We start from the raw sequence: 23,694 nt of genomic DNA, 5'->3' as shown, positions 1-23,694 counted from the left end.
AAGAACACGATGATGTAAGGCACGCCCACCTGGCGGGCCAACAAGATGTGCTCACGGGTCTGGGGCATCGGGCCGTCAGCAGCCGAGCAAACCAAAATCGCGCCGTCCATCTGGGCAGCACCGGTGATCATGTTCTTCACATAGTCAGCGTGGCCTGGGCAGTCAACGTGTGCGTAGTGACGGTTTTGTGTCTCGTACTCAACGTGCGCAGTATTGATCGTGATACCACGGGCTTTTTCTTCCGGTGCAGCGTCGATCTGGTCGTACGCTTTGGCCGAACCACCGAACTTGGCGGCCAACACGGTGGTGATGGCAGCTGTCAGTGTGGTTTTACCGTGGTCAACGTGACCGATGGTGCCCACGTTGACGTGGGGTTTGGTCCGTTCAAATTTTTCTTTTGCCATATCTTCAACTCCGAAAAGTAGGGGTCAACAACCAAGACAATGGACACGCCAAATCAGATGCGCGTCCCGAAACTGGTGCCCTTGGCGGGAATCGGACCCGCGACCTCTCCCTTACCAAGGGAGTGCTCTACCACTGAGCCACAAGGGCGAAATCTTCTTACAAACCCAACCGGATGACTGGAGCGGGAAACGGGAATCGAACCCGTGTCATTAGCTTGGAAGGCTAAGGTTCTACCATTAAACTACTCCCGCACTGCTTGCTTTGCACGAGTGGATGCAAAGCCAATGCTTGGAAACCATTTCCATGAATCAAACGATAAAAGTCAGTTTGCTGGTGGAGGAGACTGGATTCGAACCAGTGTAGGCGTAAGCCAACAGATTTACAGTCTGCCCCCTTTAGCCACTCGGGCACCCCTCCATAAGCGAGTCTCAGATTATGCCATCCTTTTGTGACACGCCGCAAGTTTGACCATGACTTTTCACCAATCAATGGCTTTTTCTCCGTTGCGTGACCAAAAATCTGCGGCCTGAACAAAGTGCCCGCAGCCCAGAAATGGCCGTGGTGGGCGCATGGCCGACAGGGGGGATGGGTGATTTGCCTGCAAAATCAAATGCCGATTTTGCCCATCGACCGCTTCAATCAGCTTCTTTTTGGCTTGCGCATGGGCGCCCCACAACATGAACACCACAGGCCGAGGACTTTTGGCAACGGCGCTGACCAGGGCATCGGTCAACACCTCCCAGCCCCAACGGGCATGGCCAGCGGGCTGCCCCGCCTCCACGGTCAAACAGGTGTTCAAAAGCAACACCCCCTGCTTGGCCCAATGCACCAAAGACCCTTGGCTCGGCACCGCCAGGCCCAGACTGCTTTTCAACTCCTTGAAAATGTTGCGCAAGCTGGGCGGCAGGGGAACTCCGGGGGCCACTGAAAAAGCCAAGCCCTCCGCCTGGCCCGGGCCGTGGTAGGGATCTTGCCCAAGAATCACCACGCGCACTTCTCGCAGCGGGGTCAGGAACAAGGCCCTGAATGGCTCCGGCGGATAAATGGTGTTGCCGGCGACCACCGCATTGGCCAAACGAGCTGACAAGGTCTGACCCACCGGAGAAGCCAAAAAATCATGGACCAAGGGCGCCCAATCGGCGTCCAGGGCTTGCAGATCTGGAGGCCAGCTCTTCAAAAAATCAGCAGGAATGGGCGCACTTTCAAAGCCCAGAGTCTGCTGAGCACCTGCGCTGGACATCGTCAGGCAAAGAGTTGTGCCAAGGCCTCACCGGGCTCGGCTGCACGCATGAACGCCTCGCCCACCAAAAAGGCGTTGACCTTGGCATCACGCATGCGTTTGACATCGTCCGCAGTCTGAATGCCACTTTCTGTGACCAAAAGCCGGTCAGCGGGTACATCGGGCAGCATGTCCAGGGTGGTCTGCAAGGACACCTCAAAGGTTTTCAAGTTGCGGTTGTTGATGCCGACCAAGCGGGTTTTTAATTTCAGGGCGCGCAACAGCTCCTCACGGTCGTGCACCTCCACCAACACCGCCATGTCCAGACTTCGCGCCACAGCTTCCATGTCAGCCATGTGTGCATCGTCCAGGCAGGCGGCGATCAGCAAAATGGCATCTGCGCCCATCGCTCGGGATTCATAGACTTGGTAGACGTCGATCATGAAATCTTTGCGCAGCACCGGCAAATCGCAACTGGCGCGTGCTTGTTTGAGGCAATCAATGCTGCCCTGGAAAAACAGCTTGTCCGTTAAAACAGACAAGCACGCTGCACCGTGCTCAGCGTAGCTTTGCGCGATGTCAGCCGGGATGAACTCGGCACGCAGAACGCCTTTGGATGGGCTGGCCTTTTTGATCTCGGCGATCACAGCCGCTTGCCCGCCAGCCATCTTGACGCGCATGGCGCCTTCAAAGTCCCGGGTCAAGACACGGCTTTCGGCATCGGCTCGCACAGCGGCCAAGGGCTTCTTGGCCAAGGCGGCCGCGACCTCCTCACGTTTGACCGCGACAATTTTGTCAAGGATGTCACTCATGTATTTTCCTGTCTGGGCTCAATGGCCCCGTTTTCCATCACTCAAACAAACTCTTGCTGTATCGCCTGCTTTACTGCCACGGACAAGGCCGAAACACCCGGGCCCGTTCGTATGGCAAGGTCAGGCGACATGGCTCAAACCGCCAAACGTCCAAATTCAACAAACTGTGCCAACTTGGATTTGGCGGCACCTGACTCAATCGCAATGCGGGCTCGCGCCAACCCGTCGGCCATGCTGCTGGCCACATTGGCCGCGTACAAGGCGGCGCCAGCATTGATCATGACAATGTCTCGCGCAGCGCCAGGCTCATTGTCCAGCACACCCCGCAGCATGGCCATCGACTGCTCGGGCGTATCGACCTTCAATGTGCGGTTGCTCGCCATGGGCAAACCGAAATCTTCAGGGTGAATTTCGTATTCAGTGATCTGTCCGTTCTTGAGCTCCCCCACCAAAGTGGCTGCCCCCAGGCTGATTTCGTCCATGCCATCTCGGCCATAAACCACCACGGCGTGCTCAGCTCCCAAACGCTGCAAAGCACGCACCTGAATGCCCACCAAATCGGAGTGAAAAACCCCCATCAGGATATTCGGGGCACTGGCCGGATTGGTCAGTGGCCCCAAGATGTTGAAGATGGTTCTGACGCCCAACTCCTTGCGCACCGGTGCCACGTTTTTCATGGCTGGATGGTGGTTGGGCGCAAACATGAAGCCAATTCCGACTTCTTCTATGGACCGCGCTATTTGCTCTGGAGAAAGATGAATGTTGCCCCCCAGCGCCTCCACCACATCGGCACTGCCTGATTTGCTGCTGACACTGCGGCCACCGTGCTTGGCGGTTTTGGCGCCTGCTGCAGCGGCCACAAACATGGCACAGGTCGAAATGTTGAAGGTGTGGGCGCCATCCCCACCCGTGCCCACAATGTCCACCAAATGGGTGGGGTCAGCCACATGCACCTTGGTTGAAAATTCGCGCATGACCTGTGCTGCGGCCGTGATCTCGCCAATGGTCTCTTTTTTTACACGCAAGCCGGTAATGAGTGCAGCCGTCATGACGGGAGACAACTCACCATTCATGATCATGCGCATGATTTTAAGCATCTCGTCATGAAAAATTTCACGGTGCTCAATGGTGCGTTGCAGTGCTTCCTGAGGGGTAATGGGCATGGGCGTCTTCCTTACAAATAAGCAATTTTTTTTCAGGGCATCAATGCGCGGGCGCGTCGGTCATGGCCAGCTTGAGACCAAAACCGACAAACATAAGACCCGCCAGCCGGTCCAGCTTGCGCAGTCCAAGCTGCAGCCAGCTTGCGCGTTGAGACAGCCAGGACGCAGCCAGCGCCCAAGCCATGCAAATCAGCAAACCATTGAAATTAAACAGGCAGCCCAGCAGCACAAATGTCCAGGCAGGATCTGGGGAGTTGGCAGGTATGAATTGCGGCACAAATGCCAGGAAAAACAGCGCGACTTTGGGGTTCAGGGCATTGGTGGCAAAAGCCTTGAGAAAGACTGCTCGCAAGTTTCGTCTGTTGTCGCTTGCCTTTCCAGTCTGCAACACAGGGGTTTCAGTCCAGCCCTCCCCGACAGTGTGTGCCGTGGTCTTCAACAAACTCAACCCCATCCACATCAGGTACGCAGCGCCCAGCCATTTGATCAAATTGAATGCTGGCGCAGAACTGGCCAGCAAATCGCCCAAACCAAAAGCGGCAATCGCCACATGCACAAAACAACCTGCGGTGATGCCCCACGCAGCCACCAAACCCATGCGAACGCCGCCACGCAATGACTGGCTGACGATGAAAAGGACGTCAGGTCCGGGCGTGAGGTTCAGCAGCACACCGGCCACCACGAACATCAGGATTTGCTGGGTTTCTGGCATGGCGGGTTGTGGTCAGTAAACGCCTGATCCAGATGGCGCCCTTGAAGCCTCGACAGCTTCACCGCCCATGTGACGTCGAATGCACACCAACGCATGGTCAATCCCTGCGGCATCCACACCCAAGTGGGTCACAAACCGCAGACCGATCAAACCAGTGGCCAGTACACCATGGGCTTTCAAGTCGCTCAGCAGCGCAGTGCCACGGCCATCGGCCACATCCACAAAAACAATATTGGTTTGAACCGAGCGCACGCTCAGCCCCTCAATGCCGATCAACCCATGGGCCAAGCGCTGGGCCAGTGCGTGGTCGTCTGCCAGACGGTCCACATGGTGGTCGAGTGCATGCAAGGCAGCAGCAGCCAGGACGCCAGACTGACGCAAGCCACCGCCCAAAACCTTGCGCCAGCGCAGCGCCTTCGCGATCAGCGCATGGCTACCACACAAGGCCGAGCCGACAGGCGCGCCCAAACCCTTGCTGAAACACACAGAAACACTGTCAAAGTGATCCACGATCTGGCGCACGCTGTCGCCCACCGAGCCCCCCTGGGCCTGTTCCACGGCGGCATTGAACAGGCGCGCGCCGTCCAGGTGCACCGACAAGCCATGCTGCCTGGCCAACCCTGTGGCCTGTGCCAGATAAAGCTGAGACATGGGGTGCCCATTCCAGGTGTTTTCAAGCGCCAGCAAACGGGTGCGTGCAAAGTGACAATCCACCGGTTTGATGGCAGCAGCGATGTCAGCCAGCGCCATTTCACCCGATGCAGTTTGTGCAAGCGGTTGCGGCTGAATGCTGCCCAGCACGGCGGCACCACCCCCTTCGTAGCGGTAGGTGTGGGCGTTTTGCCCGACGATGTATTCGTCACCGCGTTCGCAATGCGCCATCAGGGCACAGAGGTTGCTCTGGGTTCCGGAGGGCATGAACAATGCCGCTTCTTTGCCTGTGATTTGCGCCATCCGTTCTTGCAAGGCATTGACCGTGGGGTCATCACCAAACACATCATCGCCCAACGGGGCTTTCAGCATGGCTTCACGCATCGCCACCGTGGGCTGCGTGACCGTATCGCTTCTGAGGTCAATGGTCATGGTCGCATCAAAAAGTTATTGAGCATGGCATGGCCATGCTCGGTCAGGATGGATTCCGGGTGAAATTGCACACCCTCAATGTCAAGCTCCTTATGGCGAACACCCATGATCTCGCCATCTTCTGTCCAGGCCGTGACCTTCAGACAGGGCGGACAAGTGCTGGCCTCAATCGCCAGGGAGTGGTAACGGTTGACGGTGAATTGAGGCGGCAAGCCCGCAAAAACCCCCTCTTGTGTGGTCGTGATCACACTGGTCTTGCCATGCATCAGCTCTTTGGCGCGCACGATCTTGCCACCCAAAGCGGCGCCTATGCTTTGATGCCCCAAACACACGCCCAAAATGGGCAACTTGCCCGCGAAATGCTGAATGGCCGCCACCGAAATGCCCGCCTGGGCAGGGGAACAAGGGCCGGGTGAAATCACCAGTCGGTCAGGCTCGCGTGCAGCGATGCCTTCCAGCGTGATCTCGTCGTTGCGAAAAACCTCGACCTCGGCGCCCAGCTCGCCAAAGTACTGAACGATGTTGAAGGTGAAGGAGTCGTAGTTGTCGATCATGAGGAGTTTGATTTTTTTCATCGCCGTCACTCCAGACCTTCTTCGACCAACTCGCTCGCCCGCAACAAGGCACGCGCCTTGTGCTCGGTTTCGCGCCACTCCATCTCGGGCACCGAATCGGCCACGACACCGGCTGCCGCCTGGACATACAAGGTCTGGTCCTTGATGACGGCCGTGCGAATGGCAATGGCCACGTCCATGTCACCGGCATAGCTGATATAGCCGCAAGCCCCGCCATAAATGCCGCGCTTGACGGGCTCAAACTGGTCGATCAGTTCCATGGCATGCACCTTGGGTGCGCCCGTCAGGGTGCCCGCAGGAAAAGTAGCCTTGAGCACATCCATGTTGGTCATACCCTCTTTCAGTACGCCCTCGACATTGCTCACGATGTGCATGACATGGCTGTAGCGCTCCACCACAAAAGCCTCGGTCACTTTGACCGTACCGATTTTTGCAATGCGCCCAATGTCGTTGCGCGCCAAGTCAATCAACATCACATGTTCGGCACGCTCTTTCGGGTCATTGATCAGCTCATGCTCGGCGGCTTTGTCTTTGTCGGGCGTGGCCCCTCGTGGGCGCGTTCCGGCCAAGGGGCGGATGATGACTTTGGCGCCCTCGTCGGTTTGCTCCTGACGCACCAGAATTTCAGGACTGGCACCCACCACATGGAAATCCCCGAAGTTGTAGAAATACATGTACGGGCTGGGGTTCAGCGATCGCAAGGCACGGTACAAAGACAAAGGGCTCTCGGTGTAGCGCTTTTTGATTCGCTGACCGACCTGCACCTGCATGAAATCCCCCCCCGCGATCAGCTCTTTGGCACGCTCGACAGCAGCGATGTAATCGGCTTTGGCAAAGTCACGTTCGGCTGGGTAGGACTCGGTGGGTTTGACCACCGGGGCACTGACCGAGTACTTCAACTGCTCCTTGAGGTCTCGCAGGCGTTTTTTGGCGCCCACATAGGCTTCGGGCGTGGCAGGGTCGGCATAAACAATCAAGTAAAGCTTGCCTGACAAGTTGTCGATCACCGCCAATTCTTCGCATTGCAAAAGCAGGATATCGGGTGTACCCAGAGTGTCCGGCGGACAGGTTTTTTCAAGTTTTTTCTCGATGTAGCGCACCGAGTCATAACCGAAATAGCCCGCCAGACCGCCGCAAAAACGGGGCAAGCCAGGACGCAGGGCCACCTTGAAACGCTTTTGATAATGCTCAACAAAGTCAAGTGGGTTGCCTTCGGCAGTCTCGATCACCAAGCCATCGCGCACCACTTCGGTCTTTGCTTCGGCGCCAAAGCCGCTGGCCCGAACCAGCGTGCGCGCAGGCAAGCCGATGAAACTGTAGCGGCCAAAGCGCTCGCCACCCACCACGGACTCCAGCAAGAAACTGAACCGGCCATTGTCTTGGGTGTGTGCCAGCTTCAAATAAAGTGACAAGGGAGTTTCTAGGTCCGCAAAGGCCTCCAGCATGAGGGGGATGCGGTTGTAGCCTTGGCTGGCCAGGCTTTTGAATTCAAGTTCGGTGATCACGGGCAAGAGCCTCCAAAGAGCTCAGCGACCTCAGACGAGGTGCTTTTCATTCATCCAAGTGCCCAGCCGTTGCTGAGCGCGGGTGGCGGCAATGCCGCGCAGAACAGGGTGTCAGGCTGGCTGACGCCAGGGCCAGGCTCCCCGGCCGATGAGGCTCGGCAGGCAGGCTGCGCAGGAGTGACTGTGGAAGATGAACATGATGTGGCAAGTGTAGCAAAGCCGAGGGGCTGTTTCTGAAGCGGTCTCGCATTTCATCAATAGTTTGCGGCCCGCAAGCGGTGCGGCAGAACCGCCAGAGAATCCAGCCAAGCGGCGGCGGGCGTGTCCTGCACACGTTGGCCGTGGTTGTAGCCGTAGGTCACCAGCACCACGGGGCACCCCGCAGCGTGAGCTGCGCGGGCATCATTGCTGGAGTCGCCCACCATCAAGGTTTTCGCCACAGGGAAACCCAGGGCTTCACAGGTTTTCAGCACAGGCAAGGGGTCAGGTTTTTTGCGTTCAAAACTGTCACCGCCAAATACAGGGCCAAAGAAATGGTCCAGTGCTTTTTCTTTCAGCAGCGCCAAGGCAAACGAGCGTGGTTTGTTGGTCAAGCAGGCCATGGGCATGCCTTGTGCAGCCAAGGCCTGCAAAGCCAGCGTAACCCCGGGGTAAACACTGGAAAACTGCCCGTTGATCTCAAGGTAATGGCGCTGGTAAGTTTGCCAAGCCTGCTCGAACAAGGCATCTACAGACCACGCCGTGAATGCTTGTCCCACCTTTCTAGCCTCGGCCCTGGCGTGCTGGTGAGTCAGCAGGCTACGTATCAGGTGCTCGGAGCCCTTGCCGATGGTCTCTTCAATCAGCTTATCTGACACCGGCGGCAGACCCAAGTCGGCCATGGTGCGGTGCAAGGCGACCTGAAAATCACCCAGTGTGTGCACCATGGTGCCATCCAGGTCAAAAATAACGGCTTCGATCCGAGTCAGGTCTTGGGCAAGGCTGGACATCTGTTCAGCCCAAAGCCAAGCGCATCTGGTCGATCACCCTTTTGTAATCGGGTTGGCCAAAAATAGCACTGCCGGCCACGAAAGTGTCGGCGCCTGCATCGGCGACGCGACGAATGTTGTCGACCTTGATGCCACCATCCACCTCAAGGCGGATGTCACGCCCACTGGCTTCAATCAACTTGCGCGCTTGCTCGATTTTGCGCAGGGCCGAGTCGATGAAGCTCTGGCCGCCAAAGCCTGGGTTGACGCTCATGATGAGGATCAAATCAATGTCGTCGATGGTCCATTGCAGAACGTCCAAAGGCTCCGCCGGGTTGAACACCAGCCCAGCCTTCACACCCTTGCTTTTGATGGCCTGAATGCTGCGGTGCACATGCCCGCTGGCATCGGGGTGAAAACTGATGAGGTCTGCCCCGGCTTCTGCAAAACCGGCGGCCAACGCGTCTACAGGAGAAATCATCAGGTGCACATCGATCGGTACTGCCACGCCCTCTGCGGTTTTGGCATGCGGTTTGAGGGCTTGGCAGACCATTGGGCCAAATGTGAGATTGGGCACGTAATGGTTGTCCATCACGTCAAAGTGGATCCAGTCGGCACCGGCGTCAATGACGCTTTTGACTTCTTCGCCCAAGCGGGCGAAATCAGCCGAGAGGATGGAAGGGGCAATTCGAAAGGTCGTTGTCATTCTCGAATTGTCGCAGTTAACATGTGCTGATGTCTGATTACGCCGTTCAAATTGAAGTGCTGCCCCAATACGTGGCTGAGCAAAGCAACCCGCTGCAAGAGGTTTTTGCTTTTGCTTATACCGTCACGGTGACCAACATGGGTACTGTGCCCGCTCAGTTGATCTCACGCCAATGGGTGATTCAGGATGAGCGCGGGCACACCGACGAAGTCAACGGACTGGGCGTGGTCGGTCAGCAACCTTTGCTGCGGCCAGGCGAGTCTTTTCAGTACACAAGCGGCTGTCGTCTGCGGGCGCCCAGTGGAACCATGCGCGGTAGCTACTTTTTCGTGGCTGAAGATGGCCACAAATTTGATGTGCCGATTAAGGCTTTTGTGCTCGAATCCTCCACTTCCGGACTGACCGGCCGCACACTGCACTAAGGCCATCGCTTTCTTGCGGTTAAGCTCATGACCATGGGTGAATTTGACCTGATCGAACGCTTTTTCAAACGTCCGCCACAACGGGTGGACGTAGGCATTGGCGACGACTGCGCCGTATGGTCACCACGGTCCGGCTACCAGTTGGCTTTTTCAGCCGATATGCTGGTGGAAGGGCGTCATTTTTTATCGACAACTGACCCGCAACGCCTTGGTCACAAAGCACTGGCTGTGAATTTAAGTGACTTGGCCGCATGTGGCGCCACTCCCCAAGCCTTCCTCTTGTCCTTGTCTTTGCCCCATGCCGATAGCGATTGGCTGTCCGGCTTTTCCAAAGGACTTTTCCAGTTGGCGGATGCCCACGCTTGTGAACTGATTGGTGGCGACACCACGCAAGGTCCTTTGAACATTGCGATCACCGTGATGGGGGAAGTTCCCCATGGGCAATCCATATTGCGCAGCGGTGCCCAAGCAGGCGACGACTTGTATGTCAGCGGTCATTTGGGCGATGCCCGCTTGGCGCTTGAAGCCTTTCGCGGCAAGGTCAGCTTGCCACAGCCTGTGTTTGATGCGGCGAGACTCCGCATGGACTGCCCCACACCCCGTGTTGCGCTGGGCCAGGCTCTTCGCGGCATTGCCCATGCCATGGCTGACGTCAGTGACGGCCTGCTGGGTGACTTGGGGCACATCCTCAAAGCCAGCCAAGTGGGCGCTGAAATTGACACGCATATCGCCACAACACTCATGCAAACCGCTCGCCAGTGGTCATGCCCACCTGATCTGGCCATGTCATGCGTGATGTCAGGTGGTGATGATTACGAATTGGTTTTTACCGCACCTGTTGCTTCTTCTGCGGAAGTTCTCGCCGCGGCACATGGTTGCGGCACCCGCGTCACACGCATCGGCCGCATTACGCCATCTCGAACATTGTCTTTGCTGGATGCCAAGGGCCAAATTGTCACCAACACATTTCGCTCTTTTGACCACTTTGCCTGACGATGATCATCTCCTCTGAATCCGGCCCCGTCATTCGGCCCATCAGACCGACAGCCAAGTTCATGCTGTCACATCCGGCGCATGTCATCGCGTTAGGAATGGGTTCTGGCTTGGCAGGCAAAGCACCTGGTACCGTGGGTAGCCTGTGGGGCTGGGCATCGTGGCTTGTGATTCAAAACCACCTTTCCCTACCCGCACAAGCTGCTTTGATTGCCATGGGAATTTTAGTGGGCTGGTGGGCCTGCACCGTCACAGCACAACACATGGGCGTGAGCGATCCCGGCGCCATTGTTTGGGACGAAGTGATAGCCATTTGGCTGATCTTCTACCTTGTCATGCCCACAGGGTTTTGGGGCCAGTTGAGCGCATTTGCCTTGTTTCGTTTTTATGATATTTACAAACCCGGACCTGTTGCTTGGGCTGATCAATTGTTCAAAGGCTTTGGTTGGCGTGGTGGTTGGGGCATCATCTGGGACGACCTTGTCGCAGCTTTTTGCACGCTGATGACTCTTGCTTTGTGGAGATGGTTATGAGCCCTGATTTGACTTTGCAACTTTCACATCAGCTCATCCGTTTGAAGTGGATGCTGGCAACTGCAGAAAGTTGTACGGGTGGCCTGATAGCGGCCCGTTGTACTGACCTGTCAGGTTCCAGTGCGTGGTTCGACCGTGGATTTGTAACCTACTCCAATGACGCCAAAACTCAAATGCTGGGTGTACCCAGCGAATTGCTGGCAACCCATGGTGCTGTCAGCGAGTCTGTCGCGCGCGCCATGGTGCTGGGAGCTGTATACCGTTCTAAGTCACTCGTTTCAGTGGCTGTTACAGGTGTCGCCGGCCCCAACGGGGGAACGCCTGACAAGCCTGTAGGAACCGTCTGGATGGCATGGTGCATCGATGGACTGGTGACTGCTGAATTACAGCACTTTGTAGGCAATCGCCATCAGATCAGAGAGGCCACAACAGCCTTCGCACTCCAGGGCTTGATCACACGTCTATCACTCTGAATTGCCAGGCGACAGTGCAAACGAAAAAACCCTCCGAAGAGGGTTTTTAAGTTTCTCAACCGAGGTTGAAATTTGGTTGCGGGGGCCGGATTTGAACCAACGACCTTTGGGTTATGAGCCCAACGAGCTACCAGACTGCTCCACCCCGCGGTATCTTTACATTGTATCTTAATCTGCAGCTTTTTCGGCAGAAGTTTCTGCACGATCAACCAATTCAACCAAGGCCATGGGTGCGTTGTCACCCACTCGGTAACCCATTTTCAAAATGCGTGTGTAACCACCAGGGCGCTTGGCAAAACGAGGGCCCAGATCGGCAAACAATTTGACAACGCTGTCACGGTCACGCAGGCGGTTGAATGCCAAGCGTTTGTTCGACAGATTGTCTTCTTTGGCCAACGTGATCATCGGTTCAATGACGCGACGCAACTCTTTGGCTTTAGGGAGTGTTGTTTTGATGACTTCGTGCTCGATGAGCGAATTCATCATGTTGCGCAACATAGCGAGACGGTGCTCGCTGGTGCGGTTCAATTTACGGAGGCCGTGTCCGTGACGCATGGTGCTTACCTTTCTTTATTAAACAGACAGCCGTATCAGGTACTGCCCGTGCACACACCGGAGTTATCCGGGAATTTGATATTAGCGCTTTTCCAGACCTGCTGGAGGCCAGGCTTCGAGTTTCATGCCCAAAGTCAGACCACGGGAAGCGAGAACTTCCTTGATCTCATTGAGCGATTTACGACCCAGATTAGGGGTCTTGAGCAATTCGTTTTCGGTACGCTGGATCAGGTCACCGATGTAGTAAATGTTTTCCGCTTTGAGGCAGTTGGCAGAACGAACAGTGAGTTCGAGCTCATCCACAGGACGCAACAAAATCGGATCGAAGCTGCTCGTACCGCCACGTTGAGCGGGCTCATTGAAGGCAGACAACTCGCTGCCTTCAAGTTGTGCAAACACAGCCAGTTGTTCAACCAGGATTTTGGCAGATGAACGCACAGCGTCTTCTGCCGTGATCGCACCATTGGTCTCGATTTCAATAACCAACTTGTCCAAGTCTGTACGCTGCTCAACACGAGCGCTTTCAACGGTATAGCTCACGCGTTTAACCGGAGAAAATGATGCATCCAAAACGATTCGGCCCAAGGCTTTTGTCGGCTCGTCAGCAAACCTGCGCATGCTGCCTGGCACATAACCACGGCCCTTTTCAACTTTGATCTGCATGTCCAGTTTGCCGCCGTGCGACAAATTGGCAATGATGTGCTCAGGGTTGATGATTTCAACGTCATGCGGCGTCTGAATGTCAGCGGCAGTTACGGCGCCTTCGCCATCTTTGCGCAAACTCAGCGTCACCTCATCACGGTTGTGCAACTTGAAAACCACACCTTTGAGGTTCAACAAGATGTTAACGACGTCTTCTTGAACACCGTCAATGGAAGAGTACTCATGCACAACACCGGCGATGGTGACTTCTGTAGCGGAGTAACCCACCATGGAAGACAACAAAACGCGACGCAATGCATTGCCGAGTGTGTGGCCATAACCACGCTCAAACGGCTCCAAGGTCACTTTCGCACGGTTAGGTGCCAGTTGTTCAACTTGGATAGCTTTGGGTTTCAACAGATTGGTTTGCATTCAGACTTCCTCTCAATACCCCCGGTTCGTTACACCGGTAAGGCAGATGAAGCACCCGACACACAATGCCTTGTGTACCGGGAACGATTGAAACAACGAATTAACGTGAATACAGTTCGACGATCAACGATTCGTTGATGTCAGCAGCAAATTCATCGCGATCAGGGACCTTCTTAAAGGTGCCTTCTGCCTTCTCGGCATTGACTTCAACCCAAGCAGGCATGCCCACTTGGAGCGCCAATTGCAAAGCCTCAACCACACGGTTTTGCTTTTTGGACTTCTCGCGAACAGCGATCATGTCACCCGCCTTGACCAGGTAGGAAGGGATGTTGACGGATTGACCGTTCACAGTGATGGCTTTGTGAGAAACCATCTGACGGGCTTCAGCGCGCGTCGAGCCAAAGCCCATGCGATAAACCACATTGTCGAGACGACATTCCAACAAACCCAGCAAATTGGAGCCTGTGTTGCCCTTGCGGCGATCGGCTTCAGCAAAATAGCGGCGGAACTGCTTTTCGAGCACGCCGTACATGCGCTTGACTTTCTGCTTTTCACGCAATTGCAGACCGTAATCTGAAGTGCGCTGACCAGACGTTCGACCGTGTTGGCCGGGCTTGGAGTCAAATTTAGACTTGTCCGCGATCGAGCGACGTGCACTCTTGAGGAACAAATCGGTGCCTTCACGGCGAGAGAGTTTGGCCTTGGGGCCTAGGTAGCGTGCCACTTGATTTTCCTTTATGCAACTACCGCATCAGAAATGCGGGAGCCAGGCGATGCAAGCATTGCCTGGCGGTGGGCTTGGTTTGAATTAGATACGACGACGCTTTTGAGGGCGGCAGCCGTTGTGCGGAACAGGCGTCACATCGGCGATGGATGTAATGCGGATGCCCAAAGCACCCAAGGCGCGAACCGATGACTCGCGACCAGGACCGGGGCCCTTGATTTCGACGTCGAGGTTTTTGATACCTTGTTCTTGAGCCGCACGACCTGCAACTTCTGAAGCAACCTGGGCAGCAAAGGGCGTCGATTTGCGCGAACCCTTGAAACCCTGGCCACCGGAAGATGCCCATGCCAAGGCGTTGCCTTGACGATCGGTGATCGTGATGATGGTGTTGTTGAAAGACGCATGAACGTGTGCGATGCCGTCAGCAATGTTCTTGCGGACTTTTTTGCGTACACGTTGTGATGCGCTGTTTGATTGTGCTTTAGCCATGGTGGTCTCTCAATCCTGCTTATTTCTTCAGAGCCGCTGCACCTTTGCGCGGACCCTTGCGAGTGCGTGCATTGGTACGGGTACGCTGACCGCGCATGGGCAAACCGCGACGGTGACGGAAACCACGGTAGCAACCAATATCCATCAAACGCTTGATGTTCATGGTTGTTTCGCGGCGCAGGTCACCTTCAATGGTGAAAACTGCGATTTGATCGCGAATTTTTTCGAGATCCGCGTCCGTCAGATCTTTGATCTTTTTGGAATATGCGATGCCAGAAGCCTCGCAAATTTGTCGTGCGCGAGTGCGTCCAATACCGAAAATGGCGGTCAAGCCAATTTCAGCATGTTTATGCGGCGGAATGTTGATGCCAGCGATACGTGCCATTTTCGTCCTCTAAAACTAATTCAATCAGCCTTGACGCTGCTTGTGACGTGGATCTGTACAGATCACACGAACAACGCCTTTACGGCGAATGACTTTGCAGTTGCGGCAAATTTTCTTCACCGAAGCAGAAACTCTCATGGTTTTCTCCTAAAACTAATCGTTCACCCAGCCCATAACAGACTGGATCAAATTTATTGGCCCTGCACAAATGGCAAGGATTTCTACCAAACTCAACTTCGTCCCAACAACACCGCTTCATGCTTTCGCGTCAGAGGGCAACTGGGCCCAACTGTTTGCTCAAGACTTGAAACTGGCCTTCTTCAAAAGAGAATCGTATTGTTGCGACATCAAATAATTTTGCACCTGGGCCATGAAATCCATTGTCACAACCACAATGATCAGCAACGATGTACCGCCAAAGTAAAACGGAACATTGTATTTCAGAATCAAGAATTCAGGCAGCAAACACACGAAGGTGATGTAAGCGGCGCCGACTGCGGTCAATCGCAACAAAATCTTATCGATGTATTTGGCCGTTTGATCACCCGGACGGATGCCCGGAATGAAAGCACCACTTTTCTTCAGGTTGTCTGCAGTTTCACGGCTGTTGAAAACCAGCGCTGTGTAAAAGAAGCAGAAGAAAATGATGGCCGCCGCATAAAACATCACGTAAACAGGCTGTCCAGGTGCCAATGCATTGGCCACATCCTTGAAAAACCGGACCACAAAGCTTTCAGATGCACCCGAACTGAACCAACCAATCAAAGTGGCCGGCAAAAGAATGATCGAAGACGCAAAAATTGGAGGAATAACACCTGCCATGTTCAACTTGAGGGGCAAATGGGAGGACTGACCACCATAAACCTTGTTGCCGACCTGGCGGCGCGCGTAATTGACCAATATCTTGCGTTGACCCCGTTCGACAAACACTACAAAGTAGGTCACAAGTGCCACAACAACGATGATCAAGATTGAAATCAGTGGGTTCATTGCGCCCGTACGGACCAGTTCAAACAAGCCCCCCAGAGCACTTGGCAAACCAGCAGCGATACCGGCGAATATCAGGATGGAAATTCCGTTTCCCAAACCCCGCTCAGTGATCTGCTCACCCAGCCACATCAGGAACATGGTGCCTGCAGTCAGGCTGACCACAGCGGTCATGCGGAAACCCATGCCCGGATTGATCACCAACCCAGCCGAAGCCTCCAATGCCACAGCGATACCCAGCGACTGAAAAATGGCCAAACCCAATGCACCTAGGCGAGTGTATTGAGTGATTTTGCGTCGACCCGATTCGCCCTCTTTCTTCATCTGCTCGAAAGTAGGGACAACGTAGGTCAACAACTGCATCACGATGGAAGCAGAAATATACGGCATGATGCCCAAGGCAAACACGGTAAATCTCGACAGGGCGCCACCCGAGAACATGTTGAACAGGCTCAAGATGCCGCCTTGCTGGCCATTGAACAATTGCTTCAGTTGTTCCGGGTCAATGCCTGGCACAGGAATGTGCGCTCCAGCGCGGTAAACCACCAACGCGAGCAACAAAAAGATAAGCCGGCGACGGAGGTCGCCGAACTTGTCTCCTTTGGCAGTCTGATGAGCGCTGGTTACCACGTTATGACTCGTTTGTCTGAGTTCAGGCTACAGAGCCACCAACAGCTTCAATCGCTGCTTTGGCACCCGCAGTCGCGACTATGCCTGTCAGCTTGACCGCTTTGGCAAGTTCACCAGACTTGATCACTTTGACCACTTTGGCCATTTGCGACACCAAACCGGCTTGCTTCAATGTCAGAACATCCACTTCAGCCAAGTCAAGGCGAGCCAGGCTGGTCAGCGTGATTTCGGCGTTGTACTTGAGCAAATGTGATTTAAAACCACGCTTGGGGAGACGGCGCTGCAAAGGCATTTGACCGCCTTCGAAGCCCACTTTGTGGTAGCCGCCTGAGCGGGATTTCTGGCCTTTGTGACCACGGCCGGCGGTTTTACCCAAACCTGAACCGATACCACGACCGACTCGGCGGGGTGCGTGCTTGGAGCCTTCTGCGGGCTTGATGCTATTGAGTTCCATCATCGGCCTCTTAGAGAACTTTGACCAGGTAGCTGATCTTATTGATCATGCCGCGCACTGCAGGCGAGTCTTGCAACTCACTCACAGAATTCAGCTTGCGCAAACCAAGACCACGGACAGTGGCTCGGTGGGATTCTTTGGTGCCAATCGGGCTGCGAACCAATTGGACTTTCACGGTTGATTGTGTCGTCATGTTCGTTCTCCGGTTCAGCCGAACAACTCTTCAACGGACTTGCCACGCTTGGCTGCCACGTTGGAGGCTGTAGTGCAATTGGACAATGCGTCCAGAGTGGCACGAACCATGTTGTAAGGGTTGGAAGAACCATGGCTCTTGGCCACGATATCTGTGATGCCGACCACTTCGAACACGGCGCGCATTGGACCACCCGCGATGATGCCAGTACCCTTGGGCGCTGGTGCCATCATGACGCGTGCAGCGCCGTGGTGACCATGCACTGCATGGTGAATCGTGCCATTTTTGAGGTGAACTTTGGCCAGGTTGCGACGGGCTTCTTCCATCGCTTTTTGCACAGCCGCAGGCACTTCTTTCGACTTGCCTTTGCCCATACCCACTTTGCCATCGCCGTCACCGACCACGGTCAATGCGGCGAAACCGAGAATACGGCCACCCTTAACCACTTTGGTCACGCGGTTGACCGCGATCATCTTTTCGCGGAGACCGTCTTCAGGACCGTCACTCTGCGGTTTTGCTGTAAATTTAGCCATTTGTATCTCCGATCCGTTTAGAACTGCAGACCTGCTTCACGGGCTGCTTCGGCTAAAGCCTTAACACGACCGTGGTAAGCGAAACCTGCGCGGTCGAAGGCGACCTTCTCAACGCCAGCAGCTTTTGCTTTTTCAGCAATGCGCTTGCCAACGACTGAGGCCGCAGCGGCGTTACCGCCTTTACCTGCAGCTCCCAGGGCTGTGCGCACTTCGGCTTCGGCTGTGGATGCACTGGCCAACACTTTCGTGCCGCAACCAGAAATAACGCTGGCATAAATGTGCAAATTGGTGCGGTTCACGGTCAAACGGGCCACGCCTTGCTGTGCAATGCGGATGCGTGTTTGGCGTGCACGACGCAGACGCTGCTCTTTCTTGGTCAACATGGTGCAGCTCCTTATTTCTTCTTGGTCTCTTTGATCGTGATCTTCTCATCCGAATAACGGATGCCCTTGCCTTTGTAAGGCTCAGGAGGACGAACAGCACGGATCTCAGCAGCAATTTGGCCAACACGTTGACGGTCGGCACCCTTGATCACGATTTCAGTCGCGGTCGGAGTGGCCACCGTGATGCCAGCAGGCATGTCGATGTTGACAGGGTGCGAATAACCAACGGCCAGGTTCAGTTTGGTACCAGACGCAGCCGCCTTGTAACCCACACCGACCAGGTTCAACTTCTTTTCGAAGCCCTTGGTCACGCCAGTCACCATGTTGTTAACCAGCTGACGCAAGGTACCGCTCATGGCATTGGCTTCGCGTGAGTCATTGGCAGGGACAAAGCTCAGCTTGCCACCTTCATTGCTCACATTGACCAGCATGTTGGATGAAATGGCCAATTGACCACCCACACCCTTGACACTGATTTGATCTTGTGCGATCGACACATCCACACCAGCGGGGATGGTCACAGGCATTTTTCCTACTCGGGACATTCAGTCTCTCCTGCCTTTAAGCGACATAGCAAAGCACTTCGCCACCGACACCGGCTGCGCGCGCTTTGCGGTCGGTCATCACACCCTGGGGCGTGGTGACAATGGCGACACCCAAGCCGTTTTGGACTTGCGGTATGGCGTCACGGCCTTTGTACACGCGCAAGCCAGGACGGCTCACACGCTCAATACGCTCGATCACTGGGCGACCGGCATAGTACTTCAGGGCGATTTCGAGAACAGACTTGCCGTCCTCGGTTTTGACTTGGAAGCCATCAATGTAACCTTCATCTTTCAGCACTTGAGCGATGGCCACCTTCACTTTGGAAGAAGGTACCAACACATTGGCTTTTGAAACCATTTGTGCGTTACGGATGCGGGTCAACAGATCGGCAATAGGATCACTCATGCTCATGTTGTTATCTCCTGCCGATTACCAGCTGGCCTTGGTCACGCCCGGAATGTTGCCTGCAAAGGCTAATTCACGGATCTTGGCGCGACCCAGACCAAATTGACGGAACGTGCCGCGTGGGCGACCGGTGATTGCACAGCGGTTGCGTTGGCGGGTCGGGTTGGCGTTGCGCGGAAGCTTTTGCAGACCCAGACGGGCAGCTGCACGCTCTTCATCACTGCGCTTGGCATCGTTGGCGATGGCTTTAAATTCAGCGTATTTTTTCGCGAATTTAGCTGCCAGTTTTTCACGCTTGAGCTCGCGCTCGATCAAAGCTACTTTAGCCACGTGACACCTCAGTTCTTGAAGGGGAAGCGGAAAGCTGCCAAAAGTGCTTTGCACTCTTCGTCAGACTTGGCCGTAGTGGTAATGCTGATATTGAGTCCGCGCAAGGCATCTACCTTGTCATATTCAATCTCAGGGAAAATGATCTGCTCTTTAACGCCGATGTTGTAGTTGCCACGACCGTCGAATGCACGGCCAGAGATACCACGGAAGTCACGGACGCGGGGCAGGGCCACGGTCACGAAACGGTCCAGGAACTCATACATCTGCACGCCGCGCAATGTCACCATGCAACCAATGGGCTGTTGCTCACGGATCTTGAATCCGGCAATCGCCTTCTTGGCCTTGGTCACAACAGGCTTCTGACCTGCGATCTTGGTCAAGTCGCTGACTGCGTGGTCCATGACTTTCTTGTCAGCGACCGCTTCGGACACACCCATGTTCAAGGTGATCTTTGTAATGCGAGGGACCTGCATGGGCGACTTGTAGCCAAATTTGGCCACCAGGTCAGCAGCGATTTTCTCGCGGAAGAGTTTTTGCAAACGTGCCATGCTTATGCCACCTTGATTTCTTCGCCGCTTGACTTGTAAACGCGAACGCGTTTTCCGTCAGCTTGCAGCTTGATGCCCACACGATCAGCCTTACCGGATGCGGCATTGAAAATAGCCACATTGGATTGGTGAATCGGCATGGCCTTTTCGATGATGCCGCCAGTAGTGCCCTTCATCGGGTTTGGCTTGGCGTGTTTTTTGACGATGTTTACGCCCTCGATCAACACATGTGAATCGCTGGCCCGCAGCGACACTGTGCCGCGCTTGCCTTTGTCACGACCTGTGATGACGATGACTTCGTCGCCTTTGCGAATCTTGTTCATGGCGCGTCCTTACAGTACTTCAGGAGCCAGGGACACGATCTTCATGAACTTCTCAGTACGCAATTCGCGCGTGACCGGACCGAAGATGCGGGTGCCGATTGGCTCCAACTTGGCGTTCAGCAACACTGCCGCATTGCCGTCGAATTTGATAAGCGAGCCATCGCCACGGCGAATGCCTTTGGCAGTACGGACCACCACAGCACTGTAGATCTCGCCTTTTTTGACGCGACCACGCGGAGCGGCTTCCTTGATGCTCACCTTGATGACGTCGCCAACACTTGCATAGCGACGCTTAGACCCGCCGAGCACCTTAATGCACAGCACGGACTTGGCGCCGGTGTTGTCGGCCACATCTAACCGAGATTCTGTCTGGATCATTTCTTTATTCCCAACTTGTATTTCTTTCCTGCCAACCTGTTGGCCGACAAGCAGAAATCAGTCTTGGACCCGTCATTCACGCTGCAAACCACTCGCAACGCTTCAGATTGGGCAGATACTTACGCCTTTTGCAAAGCGAAGCCCTCAATTATGTCTGAAAAAACCAGCCTGCGCAACCCATCGGAGAAATAATTTGCAAAGACGGTGTCTCGGCAGGCCGCGAGGGCGTCTCCATGCCCTCTGTCCCGCAGCCAAAGGCATGGCTTGATGGGCTGGCTCCGTCACGGGCAACGCGCATAGTCATCGGCCAAAGCTTCGAAGGCCGCCAAAGCCGGGTCAATGCCCAATTCCTCACTCAGGATGCCGGCGACCCTTGGGGCCAGCGCTTTGGCCAATACCGCATCGAGAAATAGACACCTGGAGCGTCGGGCCAACACATCCTCCACGCTTCGGGCGTATTCATGGCGGGCTGCAAACCGCACCATGGCCTCGGTGAAACCTGGGGCCAATTCAATATCTGCACCCGGCAGCGCGCCAACCCAACTGTGCTCAGAGCCGTACAAATGCATGCCTGCTGGCAGATTAAGCCCGACAAGCTCAGCACCTGCTTGCGGCGCCCCCACCAGTTTGTCATTCTTGGCCTGCGACCGACTGGGCGGTTTCAACCCGGCCAAACTTCTGGCCTGCTCCAATGTATCTTCGGCCATGGCACTGTAAGTGGTCCACTTGCCACCCGTCACAGTCACCAGGCCGGATGCTGAGACCTCAATTTGGTGTTCGCGGCTGACCTTTTGGGTACTTCCGTTTTGAGCACCAGACGCGGCCACAGGCTTGGCCAAGGGGCGCAGCCCAGCCCAGGCGCTCAAGACATCCTGGCGCCTTGGCGGCCTTGCCAAATAGCGCCCTGCTTCTTGCAGGATCCAGTCCACCTCCTCACTGGCCGGGCGGGGTTCGGTGGGCGCATCTTCGCGCCCGGTGTCTGTGGTGCCCAGCAACACCTTGCCCAGCCATGGCACGGCGAACAAAACCCGACCATCGGCGGTTCGGGGCACCAGCAGGGCCTTGTCACCAGGCCAAAAAGACGCATCGACCACCAAATGCACGCCCTGGCTGGGCGACACCAAGGCAGGCAAAACCCGCCCAAACTGCCGGCCATCGGCCTGCCTCAAACCATCCACCCAGACACCCGTGGCATTGACCACGCATTGCGCCCGCAGCTCGAAGTCAAAGTCACCCTCCGCATCCCGCGCCTGCACCCCCGCCACCCGCTTGCCCTCATAAATCAGGCCCTGAACAGACACATGATTGACCACACAAGCGCCTTCACGGGCTGCCGTTCGGGCCAGCGCCACCGCCAGGCGGGCATCGTCAAATTGACCATCCCAATATTGAACACCGCCACGCAAGCCCTCTGCACGGATGCCGGCAATGGCCGCACGGGTTGACTGCGCATTCAAAAATCGAGTTTTACCCAAACTGGCCGATGCCGCCAGCCATTCATACAACTTGAGCCCCGCCCCATAAAAAGCCTGCTCGCCCCATCGGTAAGCGGGCATGACAAAGGCCAGCGGTTGGGCCAGATGGGGCGCCCGCTCCAGCAATGCCCGGCGTTCGTGAAGCGCCTCTCGCACCAACGGCCAATGGCCTTGTGCCAAATAACGCACGCCACCATGCACCAGCTTGGTCGATCGTGACGACGTTCCCTGGGCCAGGTCGTTCGCCTCCAAAAGCGCTACCGTCAAGCCTTCACGGGCAGCCTGCAAAGCCACCCCCAAGCCCGTGGCGCCACCGCCCACCACCAACAAATCCCAAATTTTGGGTGCTGTCAGCTGCGCCAGCAGGTCTTCTCGCCGAGTGGGCAAAGGGGCAGGCCCCATTTCTACAGGCTTGTCCATCGCATCAGTTTCTTGCCCAAGACCGTGATCGGCTCACTGCCTCGCGCCAACGCGCACTGAATTGCTGCCGTTGCGCTGCACCCCATTCGGGCTCAAAGCGGCATTCCTCTTGCCACAGAGCCGATATTTCTTCTGCACCTGACCAAAACCCGGTAGCCAACCCAGCCAAAGACGCCGCACCCAAGGCGGTCGTTTCAGTCACCCGACTGCGCACCACCGGCACCCCCAACACATTGGCCTGAATCTGCATCAGCAAATTGTTGCGACTGGCACCCCCGTCTACCCGCAGCTCACTCAGCGCCAGCCCGCTGTCGGCGGCCATGGCGTGAAACACATCGGCGGTTTGCAAAGCGATCGCATCCAAAGCCGCGCGCGCAATGTGGGCACGGCCTGTGCCCCGGGTCATGCCCACCAGCGTCCCTCGGGCCTGCCCGTCCCAATCGGGGGCCCCCAGGCCCGCAAAAGCAGGCACCAAAAACACATCGCCCGTATCGGGCACGCTGGCAGCCAGCGCTTCGACATCGGCGGCACCGTCAATGATCTGCAAACCGTCGCGCAACCACTGCACGGTTGCGCCCGCCATGAACACCGAACCCTCCAGCGCATAGGCCATGGGATGCTTTGAGCTTGAGGGGCCTTGCCAGGCCACCGTGCTGAGCAATCGATGATGGCTCGCCACAGGCTGATTGCCGGTATTCATGAGCATGAAGCAGCCCGTGCCATACGTGTTTTTGGCCATGCCCGGTGCAAAACAAGCCTGCCCAAACAAGGCCGCCTGCTGATCACCCGCCCAGCCTGCCATCGGCACAGAGGCCCCCAGCCAATGGGCGTCGGTCTCAGCCACGATGCCGCAAGAAGGCCGCACCTGAGGCAACACGGCGGCAGGGATCTTCAGCAGCGCCAGCAATTCAGGGTCCCAGGTGCCCGTTTTCAGGTTGAATAACAGGGTGCGCGAAGCGTTGCTGGCATCGGTGGCATGCACACGCCCGCCGGTGAGTTGCCAGAGCAGCCAGCTGTCAATGGTGCCAAAGGCCAACTCACCCTGTTCAGCACGCGCCCGGGCACCTGGCACATGGTCCAGCAACCACGCCAGTTTGGTGCCTGAAAAATAAGCGTCCAGCACCAAACCTGTCTTGCGGGCGATCTTGGAAGCATGACCTGCTGCACGCAAGCCATCGCAAAACACGGCCGTGCGCCGATCCTGCCAAACGATGGCGGGCGCCACGGGCTCACCGGTCGCCCGGTCCCACAGCACCGTGGTTTCGCGCTGGTTGGTGATGCCCATGGCGCGCA

General features: G+C 56.0%; 33 protein-coding genes and 4 tRNA genes. 4 read left to right on the top strand and 33 right to left on the bottom strand.

Going from position 1 to position 23,694, the window contains the following annotated elements; translation table 11 throughout:
• From ACIQ3A_RS08465 to rpe, 13 genes are all read right to left on the bottom strand, one after another.
• The coding region (locus tag ACIQ3A_RS08465; protein WP_396431298.1) for a GTP-binding protein at positions 1-404 on the bottom strand (404 nt) is incomplete at its 3' end.
• Positions 405-477: 73 nt separating this feature from the next.
• Positions 478-552 (bottom strand) — tRNA-Thr (locus ACIQ3A_RS08460).
• A gap of 30 nt (positions 553-582) precedes the next feature.
• Positions 583-656: transfer RNA gene (locus ACIQ3A_RS08455), tRNA-Gly, on the bottom strand.
• Between the two features lie 80 nt (positions 657-736).
• Positions 737-822: transfer RNA gene (locus ACIQ3A_RS08450), tRNA-Tyr, on the bottom strand.
• A gap of 61 nt (positions 823-883) precedes the next feature.
• Positions 884-1,645 (bottom strand): uracil-DNA glycosylase, encoded by a 762-nt coding sequence (locus ACIQ3A_RS08445; RefSeq protein WP_396431297.1) that lies wholly within the window; start codon positions 1,643-1,645, stop codon positions 884-886.
• A 2-nt stretch (positions 1,646-1,647) separates the two neighbouring features.
• Positions 1,648-2,436, bottom strand: a complete 789-nt coding sequence (trpC, locus tag ACIQ3A_RS08440; protein WP_396431296.1) for an indole-3-glycerol phosphate synthase TrpC — start codon at positions 2,434-2,436, stop codon at positions 1,648-1,650.
• 134 nt (positions 2,437-2,570) lie between these two features.
• Positions 2,571-3,599 carry an anthranilate phosphoribosyltransferase gene (gene trpD, locus ACIQ3A_RS08435; protein WP_396431295.1) on the bottom strand — a complete coding sequence of 343 codons (1,029 nt, stop codon included), beginning with the start codon at positions 3,597-3,599 and terminating at the stop codon, positions 2,571-2,573.
• A gap of 40 nt (positions 3,600-3,639) precedes the next feature.
• The gene (locus ACIQ3A_RS08430; RefSeq protein ID WP_396431294.1) at positions 3,640-4,311 is read right to left on the bottom strand and encodes a LysE family translocator; all 672 of its coding nucleotides are present in this window, start codon (positions 4,309-4,311) and stop codon (positions 3,640-3,642) included.
• 12 nt (positions 4,312-4,323) lie between these two features.
• Positions 4,324-5,394 (bottom strand): low-specificity L-threonine aldolase, encoded by a 1,071-nt coding sequence (gene ltaE / locus ACIQ3A_RS08425; protein WP_396431293.1) that lies wholly within the window; start codon positions 5,392-5,394, stop codon positions 4,324-4,326.
• Positions 5,391-5,969: an anthranilate synthase component II gene (locus tag ACIQ3A_RS08420; RefSeq protein ID WP_396431292.1), complete on the bottom strand. Its 579-nt coding sequence runs from the start codon at positions 5,967-5,969 to the stop codon at positions 5,391-5,393. The genes ltaE and ACIQ3A_RS08420 overlap by 4 nt, the downstream gene beginning before the upstream one ends.
• Before the next feature lie 5 nt (positions 5,970-5,974).
• A complete protein-coding gene (trpE, locus tag ACIQ3A_RS08415) occupies positions 5,975-7,474 on the bottom strand; it encodes an anthranilate synthase component I (protein ID WP_396431291.1) in 1,500 nt (499 codons plus the stop codon).
• A gap of 254 nt (positions 7,475-7,728) precedes the next feature.
• Positions 7,729-8,463, bottom strand: a complete 735-nt coding sequence (gene gph, locus ACIQ3A_RS08410; protein ID WP_396431290.1) for a phosphoglycolate phosphatase — start codon at positions 8,461-8,463, stop codon at positions 7,729-7,731.
• A 4-nt stretch (positions 8,464-8,467) separates the two neighbouring features.
• Complete coding sequence (gene rpe, locus ACIQ3A_RS08405; RefSeq protein ID WP_396431289.1) at positions 8,468-9,148, bottom strand: ribulose-phosphate 3-epimerase; 681 nt, start codon at positions 9,146-9,148, stop codon at positions 8,468-8,470.
• 29 nt (positions 9,149-9,177) lie between these two features.
• Between rpe and apaG the strand changes: the two genes are divergently transcribed.
• Genes apaG through ACIQ3A_RS08385 form a run of 4 tightly spaced genes read left to right on the top strand, consistent with a single transcriptional unit; the run spans position 9,178 to position 11,569 of the window.
• A complete protein-coding gene (apaG, locus tag ACIQ3A_RS08400; RefSeq protein WP_396431288.1) occupies positions 9,178-9,570 on the top strand; it encodes a Co2+/Mg2+ efflux protein ApaG in 393 nt (130 codons plus the stop codon).
• Between the two features lie 33 nt (positions 9,571-9,603).
• Positions 9,604-10,563, top strand: coding sequence for a thiamine-phosphate kinase (gene thiL, locus ACIQ3A_RS08395; protein ID WP_396431299.1), 960 nt, complete (start codon positions 9,604-9,606; stop codon positions 10,561-10,563).
• A gap of 2 nt (positions 10,564-10,565) precedes the next feature.
• Positions 10,566-11,096, top strand: a complete 531-nt coding sequence (locus ACIQ3A_RS08390; protein ID WP_396431287.1) for a phosphatidylglycerophosphatase A — start codon at positions 10,566-10,568, stop codon at positions 11,094-11,096.
• On the top strand, positions 11,093-11,569 hold the full coding sequence (locus ACIQ3A_RS08385) for a CinA family protein (protein WP_396431286.1): 477 nt from the start codon (positions 11,093-11,095) through the stop codon (positions 11,567-11,569). Before ACIQ3A_RS08390 ends, ACIQ3A_RS08385 begins: the two co-directional genes overlap by 4 nt.
• Positions 11,570-11,642: 73 nt before the next feature.
• On the opposite strand, the gene ACIQ3A_RS08380 is transcribed toward ACIQ3A_RS08385, so the two are convergent.
• From ACIQ3A_RS08380 to glpK, 20 genes are all read right to left on the bottom strand, one after another.
• A tRNA-Met gene (locus ACIQ3A_RS08380) sits at positions 11,643-11,719 on the bottom strand.
• A gap of 18 nt (positions 11,720-11,737) precedes the next feature.
• Entirely contained in the window at positions 11,738-12,124 is a 387-nt protein-coding gene (rplQ, locus tag ACIQ3A_RS08375; RefSeq protein WP_396431285.1) for a 50S ribosomal protein L17, read from the bottom strand.
• 81 nt (positions 12,125-12,205) lie between these two features.
• Positions 12,206-13,198: a DNA-directed RNA polymerase subunit alpha gene (locus ACIQ3A_RS08370; protein WP_396431284.1), complete on the bottom strand. Its 993-nt coding sequence runs from the start codon at positions 13,196-13,198 to the stop codon at positions 12,206-12,208.
• A gap of 100 nt (positions 13,199-13,298) precedes the next feature.
• Positions 13,299-13,922: a 30S ribosomal protein S4 gene (gene rpsD, locus ACIQ3A_RS08365; protein ID WP_396431283.1), complete on the bottom strand. Its 624-nt coding sequence runs from the start codon at positions 13,920-13,922 to the stop codon at positions 13,299-13,301.
• Between the two features lie 84 nt (positions 13,923-14,006).
• Entirely contained in the window at positions 14,007-14,411 is a 405-nt protein-coding gene (gene rpsK, locus ACIQ3A_RS08360) for a 30S ribosomal protein S11 (RefSeq protein WP_108406548.1), read from the bottom strand.
• Positions 14,412-14,430: 19 nt separating this feature from the next.
• Positions 14,431-14,796 carry a 30S ribosomal protein S13 gene (rpsM, locus tag ACIQ3A_RS08355; protein WP_019429278.1) on the bottom strand — a complete coding sequence of 122 codons (366 nt, stop codon included), beginning with the start codon at positions 14,794-14,796 and terminating at the stop codon, positions 14,431-14,433.
• A 24-nt stretch (positions 14,797-14,820) separates the two neighbouring features.
• Positions 14,821-14,934 (bottom strand): 50S ribosomal protein L36, encoded by a 114-nt coding sequence (gene rpmJ, locus ACIQ3A_RS08350; RefSeq protein ID WP_028820150.1) that lies wholly within the window; start codon positions 14,932-14,934, stop codon positions 14,821-14,823.
• A 159-nt stretch (positions 14,935-15,093) separates the two neighbouring features.
• Positions 15,094-16,413 carry a preprotein translocase subunit SecY gene (secY, locus tag ACIQ3A_RS08345; RefSeq protein WP_396431282.1) on the bottom strand — a complete coding sequence of 440 codons (1,320 nt, stop codon included), beginning with the start codon at positions 16,411-16,413 and terminating at the stop codon, positions 15,094-15,096.
• A gap of 22 nt (positions 16,414-16,435) precedes the next feature.
• Positions 16,436-16,867: a 50S ribosomal protein L15 gene (gene rplO / locus ACIQ3A_RS08340; protein ID WP_396431281.1), complete on the bottom strand. Its 432-nt coding sequence runs from the start codon at positions 16,865-16,867 to the stop codon at positions 16,436-16,438.
• A 10-nt stretch (positions 16,868-16,877) separates the two neighbouring features.
• Positions 16,878-17,060, bottom strand: coding sequence for a 50S ribosomal protein L30 (gene rpmD, locus ACIQ3A_RS08335; protein ID WP_396431280.1), 183 nt, complete (start codon positions 17,058-17,060; stop codon positions 16,878-16,880).
• A 14-nt stretch (positions 17,061-17,074) separates the two neighbouring features.
• Complete coding sequence (rpsE, locus tag ACIQ3A_RS08330; protein ID WP_019429274.1) at positions 17,075-17,593, bottom strand: 30S ribosomal protein S5; 519 nt, start codon at positions 17,591-17,593, stop codon at positions 17,075-17,077.
• 17 nt (positions 17,594-17,610) lie between these two features.
• Positions 17,611-17,976: a 50S ribosomal protein L18 gene (rplR, locus tag ACIQ3A_RS08325; RefSeq protein ID WP_396431279.1), complete on the bottom strand. Its 366-nt coding sequence runs from the start codon at positions 17,974-17,976 to the stop codon at positions 17,611-17,613.
• Positions 17,977-17,987: 11 nt separating this feature from the next.
• A complete protein-coding gene (rplF, locus tag ACIQ3A_RS08320) occupies positions 17,988-18,521 on the bottom strand; it encodes a 50S ribosomal protein L6 (RefSeq protein ID WP_396431278.1) in 534 nt (177 codons plus the stop codon).
• 16 nt (positions 18,522-18,537) lie between these two features.
• A complete protein-coding gene (gene rpsH, locus ACIQ3A_RS08315) occupies positions 18,538-18,933 on the bottom strand; it encodes a 30S ribosomal protein S8 (protein ID WP_396431277.1) in 396 nt (131 codons plus the stop codon).
• Positions 18,934-18,951: 18 nt separating this feature from the next.
• Positions 18,952-19,257, bottom strand: a complete 306-nt coding sequence (gene rpsN, locus ACIQ3A_RS08310) for a 30S ribosomal protein S14 (protein ID WP_026036519.1) — start codon at positions 19,255-19,257, stop codon at positions 18,952-18,954.
• Positions 19,258-19,265: 8 nt separating this feature from the next.
• Positions 19,266-19,805 carry a 50S ribosomal protein L5 gene (rplE, locus tag ACIQ3A_RS08305; protein ID WP_396431276.1) on the bottom strand — a complete coding sequence of 180 codons (540 nt, stop codon included), beginning with the start codon at positions 19,803-19,805 and terminating at the stop codon, positions 19,266-19,268.
• Positions 19,806-19,807: 2 nt separating this feature from the next.
• Positions 19,808-20,128, bottom strand: coding sequence for a 50S ribosomal protein L24 (gene rplX / locus ACIQ3A_RS08300; protein ID WP_396431275.1), 321 nt, complete (start codon positions 20,126-20,128; stop codon positions 19,808-19,810).
• Between the two features lie 9 nt (positions 20,129-20,137).
• Positions 20,138-20,506 (bottom strand): 50S ribosomal protein L14, encoded by a 369-nt coding sequence (gene rplN / locus ACIQ3A_RS08295; RefSeq protein WP_108406540.1) that lies wholly within the window; start codon positions 20,504-20,506, stop codon positions 20,138-20,140.
• A gap of 281 nt (positions 20,507-20,787) precedes the next feature.
• On the bottom strand, positions 20,788-22,401 hold the full coding sequence (locus tag ACIQ3A_RS08290) for a glycerol-3-phosphate dehydrogenase/oxidase (protein WP_396431274.1): 1,614 nt from the start codon (positions 22,399-22,401) through the stop codon (positions 20,788-20,790).
• A gap of 4 nt (positions 22,402-22,405) precedes the next feature.
• Positions 22,406-23,694 (bottom strand): glycerol kinase GlpK (glpK, locus tag ACIQ3A_RS08285; protein ID WP_396431273.1); only part of this gene is annotated, 1,289 nt, incomplete at its 5' end.

This window comes from Limnohabitans sp. (assembly GCF_044361985.1).
Taxonomy (GTDB): domain Bacteria; phylum Pseudomonadota; class Gammaproteobacteria; order Burkholderiales; family Burkholderiaceae_C; genus Limnohabitans_A.
The sequence above is the reverse complement of the archived record's forward strand: the minus strand, read 5'-3'. Positions and strand labels throughout refer to the sequence as shown.